Origin of the sequence: Oceanobacillus iheyensis HTE831 (assembly GCF_000011245.1) — a bacterium.
GTDB lineage: Bacteria > Bacillota > Bacilli > Bacillales > Amphibacillaceae > Oceanobacillus > Oceanobacillus iheyensis.
Map to the genome: position 1 here is coordinate 2274673 of NC_004193.1, position 13006 is coordinate 2287678.

Below are 13006 nucleotides of genomic sequence, written 5' to 3' on the forward strand. Positions count from 1 at the left end.
ACCTATTTGGAATCATCCATTCGATGTGGGAGAATGGTGGTCTAATGACACAAGAAATCCCCCTGCAATAATAGCTTAGGGGGCATGTGTTAAGACAATTTGAATTCTTCTCCCACGTTATAAGAATCATCCAATACATAAATTCCTTTTTCTTTTGGTGCATTAGGGATTCCTAATTCTTTTTGGGAGCAAATCATTCCGTTTGAAGGTACTCCTCGGAGTTCGGAGTCTTTAATTTTCATTCCGCTTGGCATCGTTGCACCGACTTTAGCAACTACCACTTTTTGGTTTGCATCAACATTTGGTGCACCACAAACAATTTGCAACTTCTCTGTTCCCACATCAACTTGACATACACTTAGTTTGTCAGCATTTTCATGGGGTTCTTTCGTGGTCACATACCCTACTACAAACTTCGGAGTCAAATCAAAATCAAGGGGGTCTTTAATGCCTTTTTCCCTAAAGAGTTTTCGTATTTTTTCTAATAAATCTTCACTTAAACGAATAGGTCCATTTCCATTTGGTAAGTCCAATACTTGGGAAGCTTGGAAAATATTATATCCAAGCAATTCTCCGTCAGCAGAAGTTATTCGTGTTACATTGTCATAATTAGTTGATTCCATTTCATATCGATTACCGTCTTTTAATGGGATGAGTAATACATCACCAATTCCATTTGGATTATAAAATACATCCATTGTTATTCAGCTCCTATTTATTTTTCTGGTTTGTTTTTCGCTAAAATAAAGATAGGTTCCAACTTTCTATCTTCATACACAAAGGAAAGTGATGTTATTGGAATTCGTCCTTCAGCAAAAAACTTCATTGTCATCTGCGCTAAAATATCATAACCCATTTTATTTTGTATGTCAGCAATAATTAACACGTCTTGATGTGGTACAGCTACTGTTAATTCACCTTGCGCATTTGCTTTCATCTCTTCTAGAAATGCTTCGTTTAAAATACGACTAGCATCATAGCCATCTTGAGTTGCTAAGAAATAGAAATCATTATCAGCTACCTGGTCTTTCTTTACTTCATGTGATAATGAGCGGACATTAAAGCTAGCAATTTCATCTAAACGGTCCAAGGTCCATTCTTCTTCTTTTAATAATTCTTCATCAATAAGACGATACGATTTCCCTAAGTCTAAAGCATAAAAAACTCTCGTCTCGGCAGTGTGATCCTTATAAATTAGTTTCTTCCCAGCTTTTGTTTCTATCGGAAAAGACGGAGATCGTAATACAGGAAATATGTGCTTTTCCATCCCTTGTAAATGATGCGTTTCATTCATTATCTTTAAAGCTTCTATAATATGTTCTTCCATTTCTTGAATGGCGATATCACCACGATTATTGTATTTGGTAATAAGATTAGGGAGTGACACAGTCATCCCTTGTCCAGAATCTCTCCATTCAATACGGAGAGCATCATCATCTCGTTTATATACGATACGATACTCCGGATTTTTCAAACGATCTTCGAGGAGTCGTTTCATTTTTATAGTTGTCATTTTAGCCATCAAAATTCCTCCTCCGACTATTCTTTAAGGCTGAGAATAAAGTGTTCAATCTCTTCTTTTGTTTTTCGGTCTTTACTGACAAACCGGCCAAGTTCTTTCCCATTTTCAAATGCTAAAAAACTTGGTATCCCATACACATTATTGGATTGACATATTTCGATAAAGTCATCACGATTTATTTCTACAAATTGATATTCATTAAATTGTTGTTCGATTTCCGGTAAAATAGGCTCTATTATTCTACAATCTGGACACCATCCAGCAGTGAACATAAAAATAACTGGACCCTCTTGTTTATAGGATTCAAATTGTTCGTTCGTTTCTAATAGTTTCATGTAATCTACTTCCTTTCTACACCTATCATAGCTTGCATTGTAATTCGTTTCAATTATCGTGATTATACCATACATAGCACTAGTTGAGCATATCGTGATAGCGACTTACTTTTCAAATTATTGAAAAACGTTTACTATGAGAAATAGATTAAATTAGGAGGGGTTTACATGGAATTAACGGTTTATTTAGCTGGACAAATTCATGATAATTGGAGAGATGAGGTGGAAAAAATAGCAAAATCGAAGAATTTACCTCTTCATTTTGTGTCTCCGCAAACGACCCATGATCGATCCGATGATATTGGTGAGACAGTAATCGGCAAACAACCGAGTAATTTACATAGAGATGATGCAGCATCGAGTATTAATAATTTTCGTACACAAGTCCTTCTTTCTAAATCTGATATTGTTATTGCTTTATTCGGTGAGTCCTATAAACAATGGAATACGGCAATGGATGCTAGCATTGCACTTACATTAGGAAAACCAACGATTATCGTCCGACCAGAATCTTTAATTCATCCTTTAAAAGAAATTTCCAATAAAGCAAATGTAACCGTTGAGACGGTTGAACAAGCTTTAGAAGTTATTGCTTATATTTATGAATAAAGTAGAACTTCATTCAGTGGGGAGGTTCATACTTCCCCTTACTGAATGGTGGTATAGCAAGGGCATCAGCCAGCTAAAAGCCCTTGAATATAACCGGACATGTGTAGACGGTAAATCATTACAATTTCTTTCATTAATGGTTGTTGCTATTTAATAGCATCCATTGACCTTTTAACAAAGTGACGACATGACGAAACATTTCTTTCCTAGTAATCAGTTGGTTTGTGAAAATACCAATTGCGCCTTCCTTTTTACTAACATCCTTTTTTTCCGCATATGTATCCATTAATTCTCCAAGTTCTATATTTTTTAATAAGCCCTCTTCGACATCATTAGGGATTTTTATTCTTGCGCCACTAGCTGTAATGATATCATTTTCAGGTGTAACTAATGCTCCCCAGTTACAGAGATACAACTCGTTGTCTATATACATAACTCCACCTTCGAGACCTACTCCAATTGTATATGGATTATTCATGGCGCAATATTTCGCTCTGGTAATAGCTCCTAATTTAGTTTCTTCATCACTAAAAGGTTGCGCACTCACTCCTGATTCTGCCTGAACTCCGATTACATCTATATTTGGAAACATTTCTTTTACTGCTTGAATTTTCGTTGGATTTTGTGATCCTACTTGTATTTGCATATTAATAATCTCCTATGAAAGAGCAGCTACCTAAAGGCAACTGCTCATCTCTTTATTTTTCTTTTAATTGGGATACGAAGGAACTATCTGTACCTTTAACTAATTTTATAAGCAATTCTTTTGCAGCTGCATAATCATCTACATGAATAATAGACGCTGAAGTGTGAATATAGCGTGAACAAATTCCGACTACTGCAGAGGGAACTCCATCATTAGCAAGATGTACACGACCTGCATCTGTTCCTCCTTGTGAGATAAAATACTGATATGGAATATTATTGCTTTCTGCAGTATCAAGTACATATTCTCGCATACCATTATGTGTTACCATTGTTCGATCAAATATACGAAGTAATGCTCCTTTTCCTAATTGACCAAATGCTTGTTTATCTCCAGAAGCATCATTGGCTGGAGATGCATCTAATGCATAGAACACATCAGGTTGAATCATATTTGCCGCTACTTGTGCTCCTCTAAGTCCAACTTCTTCCTGTACCGTTGCTCCAGAATATAGCTGATTTGGTAGCTGTTCATTTTGTAACTCTTTTAACAATTCAATAGCTAATCCGCATCCATAACGATTATCCCAAGCTTTTGCTAAAATCTTTTTTTCATTGGCCATAGGCTCGAATGGTGTGATTGGAACGATACTGTCGCCTGGCTTTACACCTATTTTCTTTACATCTTCTTTATCGTCTGCACCAATATCAATAAGCATATTTTTAATTTCCATTGGTTTACTGCGTTGCGCCTCCGTAAGTAAATGGGGCGGTATCGAACCAATAACCCCAATAACCGGTCCGTTTGCAGTCATAACCTGAACTCTTTGTGCAAGCATAACTTGATTCCACCAACCACCAAGTGGTTGAAAGCGTAACATGCCGTTATCTGTAATTTGTGTGACCATAAATCCAACTTCATCCATGTGACCTGCCACCATAACTCTAGGTCCATTCCCATGCTTCACACCAAAAGTTCCGCCTAGATTATCTTGTATAACCTCATCCGAATATTTTTCTAATTCACCCTTCATAAAATTACGTACCGGGTGTTCATTACCAGGTGCACCTTGTAGTTCCGTTAATGTTTTAAAAAGCGATAGCGTTTCTCTCTCCACTCTCATACTCCCCTTTCTATTTTTTAATGCTATGTAACATCTAATTAGTAGTATAACTGAAAAAGTCAAAATCTTTCCAGTAATCATATCAAATCGTTGTCATTTTTAATTCGTTTCCTGTATACTTACAACTAAATCCTTCAATAAATTATAGTTAGTAGGGGTGAACAATTTGAGTAGAAAAAATGTACTTCTTGCTGCAGCAGTTGGTGTTGCAATTGGTTATATAGCAAGAGAACAAGTTAGCAAACAAACAAAAATCACACCAGAAAAAGCATTAAATCAAGCGAAGGAAATGTTTAAACGTAAAGGTCCAATTAGTGGTTCCTGGATTTATATGAAGCCAGAAGAAATTGAGAAAAATGGTTTATTATATGACGTCTACCGAGGTGGAGTAACCCGCAATATAGATGGCGATAATAAACAATATGAGTTTTATGTAGATATTGAAACTGGTGCTGTAATAGACACAAAAGAAGCTGTGTAATACAAAAAATGCTGTCGAACTTAGTTTGACAGCATTTTCATCGTAAGATTATCGATTTCTTTCAACATGGTTCAACTTTTCACCATGTTCATCGAATTTTATTGCTCTATAGTAGGCGTCATGATAAAACGTAATCCACGATTTTTCTTTATAACAAACTTCCATCCATTTCTCTTTTTGATGCACAGAATCAATTGGATAATCATCATATGCCAATACCCATAACGCACTTTGATGTGCGTGCGTTGGCATGAGATCGGCCATATGCGTGAATGTATACTCCCCATCCGTAAATCGGATTATAGAATGACCATCGCTGTGTCCGCCAGTATGTATCATCGATAAACCAGGTAAGATTTCAATTTCTTCTTCAAAAGGGACTATCTGTTTCACAATTGGTTTCCAATTCATCTCCCAATAAGAATTTATCGACCGAATATTTGGATTACGCATTTCATCCCATTCTATTTGTGACACATAGATATCCGCATGAGGAAATACACTCTGATATCCTTCTTCTAGAGTTTCCGTCAATCCACATGCATGATCATAATGCAAATGGGTCATTAATATAATTCCAATATCATTTACTGTTAGATTTAAACTTTCTAAGGAACCCACTACATTTGATTCTTCTCTCACTCCAAAGTTACGTTTCTGTTTTTCAGTTAACTTATTTATGCCGATTCCAGAATCAATTAATATATTTTTTCCATCCAGTTGTAATAATATCGGATCCGTTCGTAACTCAATTTGATTCTTATCATTGACAGGATATTTTTTTGACCACAGTGGTTTCGGAACAACCCCAAACATTGCTCCTCCATCTAAATGCGTTACTCCTCCATTTAACCAGGTTAATTTTGCCCGTCCAATTTGTAGAGTTTCCACTTTCAATCTCTCCCCTTCCCCCGTCTAGTTTATATAATGTAAACCTTAATTGCAAACGCTACCAATTACCTAAATTTTATTCTTTTAAAATAAATGTGGCAATTTTGTGTACGGTCTGCTATGATTATTTTTGGAGTTTTAAATGTAAGAAATCGCATTGTATTGTGAATAATTTCACAATCATTAGATTAAGTTGAAAGGAGAAGCTTTCGAAATGACTGAGAAAAAATGGGCTATATTAATTGGTGTCATCGTGTTATTAGCATTCTCTTTACCATTTACATTACTTACAAATATTGATAAATGGTATGGTAGTTTTTTTATTTGGATTGTTCTAGCATTAATCGTTGTTATCTGTAATATCACTTTGACAAAGAATTGGGGTAAATTTAAATGAATACAACAATGATTTGGACTGGAATAGTTATCTATATTGTTATTGCAATCATTATTGCATTACTTTCTCGACAAGGAAAACAATCCAATATGACCTCTTATTTTTTAGGAGATAGAAAGCTAGGCGGATTTGTTTCTGCTCTTAGTTATAGTGCAACTACATATAGTGCCTTTATGTTAGTCGGACTAGCAGGTTTAACTTACAGTGGTGGTGTAGGAGCTTTAGGGTTTGAATTAATTTATTTAATGGGGGTTTCCCTCGTTGCTTTTTTCGGCCCTCGATATTGGCTCGTTGGAAAAAAATACGGATATGTTACACCATCACAGATGCTCGGTGATCGGTATCAACATAGAGGTGTTGCCATTGCTGTTGCTATCGCTAATGGATTATTTCTAATTCCTTATAGTGCTGTTCAACTAGCAGGGATTGGATATTTACTACAAGGCGTGTCAAATCAAGCAATTACATTTAGCACTGGAGTAATTATCGCAACACTTTTAGCTATTGTCTTTTCATATATAGCCGGTATACGTTCAGTTGCTTGGACAGACTCATTACAATCTTTATTTATGATTATCGGTTCTACACTGGTTGTTATATTCTTGGTTAATAAATTAGGTGGTATCAGTGGATTCTTTAGCCAATTAGAAACTCACAGTCCAGAGATGTTAACCGTTCCAGGTAATGGATTTTTTAGCTTTTGGACATTTTTAGGGTTAACCATTCCTTGGTTTTTCTTTAGTATTTCCAATCCGCAAGTTAGTCAGCGATTGTTTATGCCTGCTTCTTTAAAAAGTATGCGTCAAATGTTAATTGGTTTTATGATATTTGGATTTATTTATACGATTGTTGCAATTACGTGGGGATTCACTGCTTTTATCTTAAATCCAGGTATGGAAAATGCTGATCTCGCAACACCGTTCATTCTGTCATCAGACGCTATCCCTTCTGTATTAGCAGTCATCGTAATGATTGGTATTATGGCAGCAGCTATTTCAACAATTGACTCTATTTTACTTACCGTGTCATCTTTGTTTGCAAAAGACGTCTATGGTAACATTCGAAAAAATAGTAATGATCAAACTCAATTAAAAGTAGGAAAAATCGTAATTCCTATTATTGCTATTCTTGCATTTTTATTTGCAGAGTTACAATTAAATCTCATCGCAGTTTTATCAGTGGCATCATCAGCGGGACTTATCGTTGTAGTTCCAGCAATTATAGGATGTTTCTTCTGGAAAAAAGGAACTGCTGCAGGTGTTCTATCCAGTGTGATTATTGCTGGATTACTTGTTTGTATTTTAGAGATTTTTCAGTTAAATCCATTAGGGATAGCTTCTGGTCTTTGGGGATTATCCGTATCGACCATATTATTTATCGTTATTAGTTTACTAACGAAAGCTCCTAAACAAAAAGCTGATGAATTTATCGACTATATTAAAAATGAAATGAAAAGAATCAATGCCTAATAAAAATATCCTATTCAAGGGGGGTACTTGTTCTTTTCCTACATAATGTTAGCATCTCAAGGCATAACGTAAAGCTCTTAAAACCAACAGGCATCTTTGATCAATTATCTTTGTTTTGAGAAACATTTTCGTCTTGTTACTCCAATTACATTTGCGATATAAACAATAATTACTTTTAAGGTATGGATATATTTCTAGTTGGTTATCCTATTCCGTAGATAAAAGCAAAACTTCATTCACTTGATGAATTGCTGCTCTATGCAGAAAGGAAAACTAACGATGAAATATATTGGAGCATTTTTTTTAAAATTTTTAATTACATTATTCACGTTGTGGATAGTTCTCGGATTTATATATGGTAATTTATTTAGCTCTATTTTTCTATTAAGTGTAATTATAGCAACGATTACCTACATTGGAGACTTATTCACCTTGCCAAGGTTAAGTTCACAAGCAGCTATCATAAGTGATTTCATCTTATACTGGATTGTACTTTGGCTTGCTAGTATTACCATAATTAATGAAGTGTATAGTATCACTATAGCTACACTTATATCTGCTATTTCATTATCTTTAAGCGAAATTTACTTTCATCATTACATGTTGGATGATGTCATTCGTCAAAAAAAGATGGGAGAAATCGCATACTTTCCTACACATCGTTTTCAAACTGAAACTAGTGAAGAAATAACTCCATCTGAAAATGACGATGATAGCAATAAAGAATAGAGTAGAAGGGGGCGACTAACCCCCGTCCTCTCACACCACCGTACGTACCGTTCGGTATACGGCGGTTCAATTAAGTATTACGAATAAATTCATACCTTTGATACAGACTTTTGAGCCCTAGTCTACTCCAATAGGAGTTGCCTAGGGTTCTGCTTAAGATTGGACTCTTGGAGATACGCCAATAATTCTTTCTGGTGTTTCCCCATTCGTATGCTTTGTGGTCAGGAACACCCAAGCTAATCAGCTTTCGGACTTTTGTCCGTGGAAGCTTCCATTGTTTCCACATACACATGCGCAATCTTCTTCTTATCCACTTATCGAACTCCTCAAACTTTGAAGGTGTCTCCGCTAAAGCGTAATACCCGCACCAACCCATCAGGTATTTGTTTAATTTCTCAATTCTTACTTCCATAGGAAATGGCTTGGAACGTGAAGTTATTTCCCTGATTTTCTGTTTTAGACGCATAATACTTTCTTTTGCGATTCTAATTTTTGAATTCTTTCCATTGGTGAAACTAAAACCAAGAAACTTACGTTTCCAAGGCCGGTCCACTGCTGATTTCTCTTTATTTACTTTCAAGTGAAGTTTCTCTTCGATAAATGTAGTAATGGAATTCATTACACGATTCCCAGCTTTCTTTGTTCTCACATAGATGTTGCAGTCATCCGCATAACGAACGAAACGTAGCCCACGCTCCTCCAGCTCCTTATCTAAATCATCTAATATAATGTTAGAAAGAAGAGGGCTCAACGGCCCGCCTTGCGGAGTGCCTTCTTCGGAGCTAACTACTATCCCATTTATCATGACGCCAGATTGTAGGTATTTCCGAATAAGCCGAAGCAGTTCCTTATCCTTGATGCGCTTCGCTAAAACACCCATGAGCTTATCATGGTTCACCTTATCAAAGAATTTCTCTAGGTCCATATCAATTACCCATCTGTATCCTTCTTTAATAAACCCCCTTGCCTTCCTCACAGCGTCATGTCCTCGACGGTTGGGCCTGAATCCATAGCTATGTTCTGAGAAGGAGGGGTCAAAAATTGTATGAAGCACTTGGGCAATAGCCTGTTGAATGAAACGATCCGTCACGGTTGGAATACCTAACATCCGAACTCCTCCGCTTGGTTTCGGGATTTCGACACGGCGGACAGGAGAAGGTGTATAGGTTCCTTTCCTCAAGTTCTCCCGAAGGGAATCCTAGTTATCATAGAGATGTCTTCGTAGGAATTTTACGGACATTTCATCTATGCCATGACTTCCTTTATTTCGTTCGACTCGCTTTAGTGCGAGAATGAGATTGTCCCGTGACAGAATTTGGTTCATCAACATACTTGGGTTTCCTTTCTTCGTGAATGTGACGTTCTATTTGTGCAAGTTCCACTCCACCCTTCCAAAGTCCCCTGTAGATTCACTACGTCCTCCTTTGGATAAGCCCTTCCGGGTTGTCTGTGTCTGCATGAAATCTTAACGCCTAGTGTCACATTTCTCCTTAATTGTTCCGTCCTTCCCCTTACATTCTCGAGTATGCAGGGTACTATGACTTCTGCTGACTTCTGACCGTTCAGCCATCCATTGCTGAATGGGTTACCAAGAGTGCTTGGCGTTTCGATCAGACCTCCCCGGGTAAGAATGCAGTCTTTCCCTTCATCAATCTGCTTCATTTACTCTGTACCAACTTTGGCAGAAAGGACTTTGTTTTGTTATGCAAACTCATCCATTGATACCTAGCCTCATATGAAGTTCGTGTTCCTCAGACCGAAGGTTTGCCGTCCGCTTCCTTCAGATTCCATGTCGCCACGGACACCCTTGCGTTAGGCTAACTGTTACTTCTGCCTTCACAGTTCGGGACTCTCACCCTATAGACTGCACCCATGCCGGGCACACATAAAAAACAGGACCCTAATTTACTTAGAGGTCCTGTTACTTTACTTTATCTTCATATTAGCTATGTTAATTTTGATATTAACTGATGTTGAATTTGCTTTGCCAACTCTAACTCCGTTTGTAATTTAAGCTTATCTTTCTGATTTGGATTTGCATCCATAAACTGGACTAATTGATGATAAGCCTGCTCATGTTTATTTAAAAGATAATATAAATTTTCTAGCTCATGATGGGATAAAAACCTTGTCAAATTCTTCTCGCTCTCCTTTATTTTGTACGATATAACTCGTTATTTACTATATACAAAAAATTCAACTTTTATACCAACATATGTTCATATTAGTATATCTTTATCCATCTTTTTTTTAAAATTATAATATGTTTACTGATCATATTGTTTTTGTTCTTTACGACGTACAAACCGCTCCAATTTATCCAATTCATAAAACAGTTCGATAATACTATTAGCAACCGGAAAAACATAGTGCCATTTTTCATAGTCACTACCTTGAAGAGCCTCAATTAAGTTATTAATCGTTACTCGCATTGCGTTTTTTGTTTCTTTTTGTAAATCTCGATCCAATACGATGCGATCTTCATACATTAAAAATACATTCTCACTATAATTATTAATCTCACTTACCAACTTTTTGATTAGATGAGACTTTCCGCTAGCGATTTTTTCTATCTCATGTAAATTCTTCTCTAATTCAATAATTAATGTAAATTTCTTTCTTAAAACTTGAATCATATGCTTATAGATTATAATGTTTCTTAGAAAATCTATACGCTTACGAATAAATAAGCGATTTCTTTCATCCGTAATTATATCGAAATAGTCTCTAGCTTTATTGATTTCCTTTTCAATCTCCCGTTCCTCGTCTCTTACTTGTGGAATGCTCATTGTTTTACTTGGAATAACCCGAAGAAGAAAGTTAGATTTTTCACTCGCTCGTTTTATCATACTAAACAATATTTTTTGATGATCTGGTGGATTCACAATGACATTAATAACAAAAGCAGATATTACCCCTACTGCTACTAAAGAAACTCGTTCTACAATGTACAACATATTTGCATGATCATCCGTACTTGCCAGCATAATGCTGACTATTGTTAAAACTGTTAGACTAACCGTCTTATTCAAACCTAATTTAATGTTAATTGCGATTGCAATAATTACAACCGCTCCGACAGATATCGGATGACTTCCTAACAATAGAATACCGATGACGGCAAAAATAACACCTACCGTGTTTGATAGTAATACTTCTTTAATGTAATTAAAAGACCGCATAATAGATGGTTGCATGGCAAGAACTGTTGCAATTGCAGCAATGATCTCAAATTGCACATCAAACAATCCTGTAATAAGTAATGTCAGTGCAACCGCAAGACCAGTTTTCACCATACGCGGTCCAATATTAAATTCCATTTTTTTGCACCTCACTAGCAGTAGTATACCTTTTTCTTTGATGACTGTCACCACAAATATTGAGGGAATACAGCTGATAACACGAAGAGATTTTAAAGCTGTATAGAAATATATTTAACCTCTACATACTCTTCCATTCCATGATGGCCGCCTTCTCTTCCTATTCCACTTTCTTTAAAACCACCAAAAGGTGCTTGAGCTGTGGATGGTACTCCATCATTTATACCTACAATACCATATTCTAATTGTTCACTTATACGAATTGCTGTAGCCAGATTCTCAGTAAATAGATATGCTGCAAGTCCATATGGAGAGTGGTTTGCTCGTTTGACTGCTTCTTCTTCCGTTGAAAAAGTAGTAACTGGAGCTACCGGTCCAAATGTCTCTTCCGTCATACATAACATATTATCAGTTACATTGGATAATATAGTCGGTTTATAAAACAAACTATCATCCCCCACCTTATCTCCTCCATATACAATGGAAGCTCCTTTATGAGCTGCATCTCGTATATGTGTTTCCACTTTTTCTAATGCATCATGGTCAATCAGTGGTCCGATGTCAATGCCTTCTTCTAAACCGTTACCTACTCTTAACTCTCTTACTTTCCGTTCAAATGCTTTGATAAACTCATCTTTAATGGATTCATGAACGTATATCCGATTCGTACAAACACAAGTTTGACCAGCATTTCGGAATTTTGATGCTGTAGCTCCTTCAGCGGCTTTTTCGATATCAGCATCTTTCATAACGATTAAAGGAGCATGTCCACCCAGTTCCAAAGAAACTTTCTTTACAGTTTCTGCTGATTTTTTCATTAATATTTTCCCTACTTCAGTAGAACCAGTAAACGATATCTTCCTTACTCTACTATCTTGCATCCATGCATCACTAATATCACCAGAACTACCAGTTACAACTTGCAGAACTCCTTTTGGAATACCTGCTTCTTCCGCTAATTCTGCCAATCGGATTGCTGTTCTAGGGGTTGCGCTTGCAGGTTTAACGACGGCTGTACAACCAACAGCCAATGCAGGAGCAACTTTGCGAGTAATCATAGCTGCCGGGAAATTCCAAGGAGTAATCGCTGCTATAACACCAACTGGCTGACGTTGCACAAGAATCCTTTTGTCTGCTTTTGAAGCAGGTATCGTCTCTCCATATAGGCGCTTTCCTTCCTCAGCGTACCAAGATACAAAATTATTCGCATATTGTACCTCTCCTAAAGCTTCCTTAATAGGTTTTCCTTGTTCCATTGTCATAATTTCCGCTAACTCATCCTGATGTTTTGTTATTAACGCATTCCAATTCATTAACAACTCACTTCGTTCATAAGCCGTACGTTTGGACCAATCATTGAAAGCCTCTGAAGCTTTATCTACAGCTTCTCTTGCTTCAACTTTCCCTCCACGCTCCACACGATCAATCACTTCACCTGTTGCTGGATTCGTTACTTCAATCCACTCTTGCATCTTTACCATAGT

General features: G+C 36.6%; 14 protein-coding genes and 1 pseudogene. 5 read left to right on the forward strand and 10 right to left on the reverse strand.

Annotated features, from left to right (window positions below; all coding sequences use genetic code 11):
• Nucleotides 1-89: 89 nt before the first annotated feature.
• The 3 genes from ytpR to OB_RS11485 are packed head-to-tail and all read right to left on the reverse strand — an operon-like array spanning nucleotide 90 to nucleotide 1932.
• Nucleotides 90-698 carry a YtpR family tRNA-binding protein gene (ytpR, locus tag OB_RS11475; RefSeq protein WP_011066627.1) on the reverse strand — a complete coding sequence of 203 codons (609 nt, stop codon included), beginning with the start codon at nucleotides 696-698 and terminating at the stop codon, nucleotides 90-92.
• Between the two features lie 17 nt (nucleotides 699-715).
• Nucleotides 716-1522 (reverse strand): DUF1444 domain-containing protein, encoded by an 807-nt coding sequence (locus OB_RS11480; protein WP_011066628.1) that lies wholly within the window; start codon nucleotides 1520-1522, stop codon nucleotides 716-718.
• Nucleotides 1523-1539: 17 nt separating this feature from the next.
• A complete protein-coding gene (locus OB_RS11485) occupies nucleotides 1540-1932 on the reverse strand; it encodes a thioredoxin family protein (RefSeq protein WP_081427515.1) in 393 nt (130 codons plus the stop codon).
• 93 nt (nucleotides 1933-2025) lie between these two features.
• Between OB_RS11485 and OB_RS11490 the strand changes: the two genes are divergently transcribed.
• Nucleotides 2026-2466, forward strand: a complete 441-nt coding sequence (locus tag OB_RS11490) for a YtoQ family protein (RefSeq protein ID WP_011066630.1) — start codon at nucleotides 2026-2028, stop codon at nucleotides 2464-2466.
• A 133-nt stretch (nucleotides 2467-2599) separates the two neighbouring features.
• Here the strand turns inward: OB_RS11490 and OB_RS11495 are convergent, their stop codons facing one another.
• Together OB_RS11495 and OB_RS11500 are read right to left on the reverse strand one after the other, a co-directional pair.
• The gene (locus OB_RS11495) at nucleotides 2600-3112 is read right to left on the reverse strand and encodes a DUF84 family protein (RefSeq protein ID WP_011066631.1); all 513 of its coding nucleotides are present in this window, start codon (nucleotides 3110-3112) and stop codon (nucleotides 2600-2602) included.
• A gap of 52 nt (nucleotides 3113-3164) precedes the next feature.
• Nucleotides 3165-4235, reverse strand: a complete 1071-nt coding sequence (locus OB_RS11500; protein WP_011066632.1) for a M42 family metallopeptidase — start codon at nucleotides 4233-4235, stop codon at nucleotides 3165-3167.
• A 166-nt stretch (nucleotides 4236-4401) separates the two neighbouring features.
• Between OB_RS11500 and OB_RS11505 the strand changes: the two genes are divergently transcribed.
• Nucleotides 4402-4716, forward strand: a complete 315-nt coding sequence (locus OB_RS11505; protein ID WP_011066633.1) for a PepSY domain-containing protein — start codon at nucleotides 4402-4404, stop codon at nucleotides 4714-4716.
• 48 nt (nucleotides 4717-4764) lie between these two features.
• On the opposite strand, the gene OB_RS11510 is transcribed toward OB_RS11505, so the two are convergent.
• A complete protein-coding gene (locus OB_RS11510; protein ID WP_041544226.1) occupies nucleotides 4765-5607 on the reverse strand; it encodes a YtnP family quorum-quenching lactonase in 843 nt (280 codons plus the stop codon).
• Between the two features lie 214 nt (nucleotides 5608-5821).
• Here OB_RS11510 and OB_RS11515 point away from each other — a divergent pair, with 214 nt between their 5' ends.
• The 3 genes from OB_RS11515 to OB_RS11525 all read left to right on the forward strand — a co-directional run bounded on the left by OB_RS11515 (nucleotide 5822) and on the right by OB_RS11525 (nucleotide 8202).
• Nucleotides 5822-6004 (forward strand): hypothetical protein, encoded by a 183-nt coding sequence (locus OB_RS11515; RefSeq protein WP_011066635.1) that lies wholly within the window; start codon nucleotides 5822-5824, stop codon nucleotides 6002-6004.
• Nucleotides 6001-7473: a sodium:solute symporter family protein gene (locus OB_RS11520; RefSeq protein ID WP_011066636.1), complete on the forward strand. Its 1473-nt coding sequence runs from the start codon at nucleotides 6001-6003 to the stop codon at nucleotides 7471-7473. Before OB_RS11515 ends, OB_RS11520 begins: the two co-directional genes overlap by 4 nt.
• A 258-nt stretch (nucleotides 7474-7731) precedes the next feature.
• Nucleotides 7732-8202, forward strand: a complete 471-nt coding sequence (locus tag OB_RS11525) for a YndM family protein (protein ID WP_231846942.1) — start codon at nucleotides 7732-7734, stop codon at nucleotides 8200-8202.
• Nucleotides 8203-8272: 70 nt separating this feature from the next.
• Here the strand turns inward: OB_RS11525 and ltrA are convergent.
• From ltrA to OB_RS11550, 4 genes and pseudogenes are all read right to left on the reverse strand, one after another.
• Nucleotides 8273-9532: pseudogene (ltrA, locus tag OB_RS11530) on the reverse strand (group II intron reverse transcriptase/maturase).
• A gap of 616 nt (nucleotides 9533-10148) precedes the next feature.
• Nucleotides 10149-10337, reverse strand: a complete 189-nt coding sequence (locus OB_RS11540) for a hypothetical protein (protein ID WP_041544228.1) — start codon at nucleotides 10335-10337, stop codon at nucleotides 10149-10151.
• A gap of 132 nt (nucleotides 10338-10469) precedes the next feature.
• Nucleotides 10470-11522, reverse strand: a complete 1053-nt coding sequence (locus OB_RS11545; protein WP_011066638.1) for an FUSC family protein — start codon at nucleotides 11520-11522, stop codon at nucleotides 10470-10472.
• A gap of 92 nt (nucleotides 11523-11614) precedes the next feature.
• Nucleotides 11615-13003: an NAD-dependent succinate-semialdehyde dehydrogenase gene (locus OB_RS11550; RefSeq protein WP_011066639.1), complete on the reverse strand. Its 1389-nt coding sequence runs from the start codon at nucleotides 13001-13003 to the stop codon at nucleotides 11615-11617.
• Nucleotides 13004-13006 lie beyond the last annotated feature (3 nt).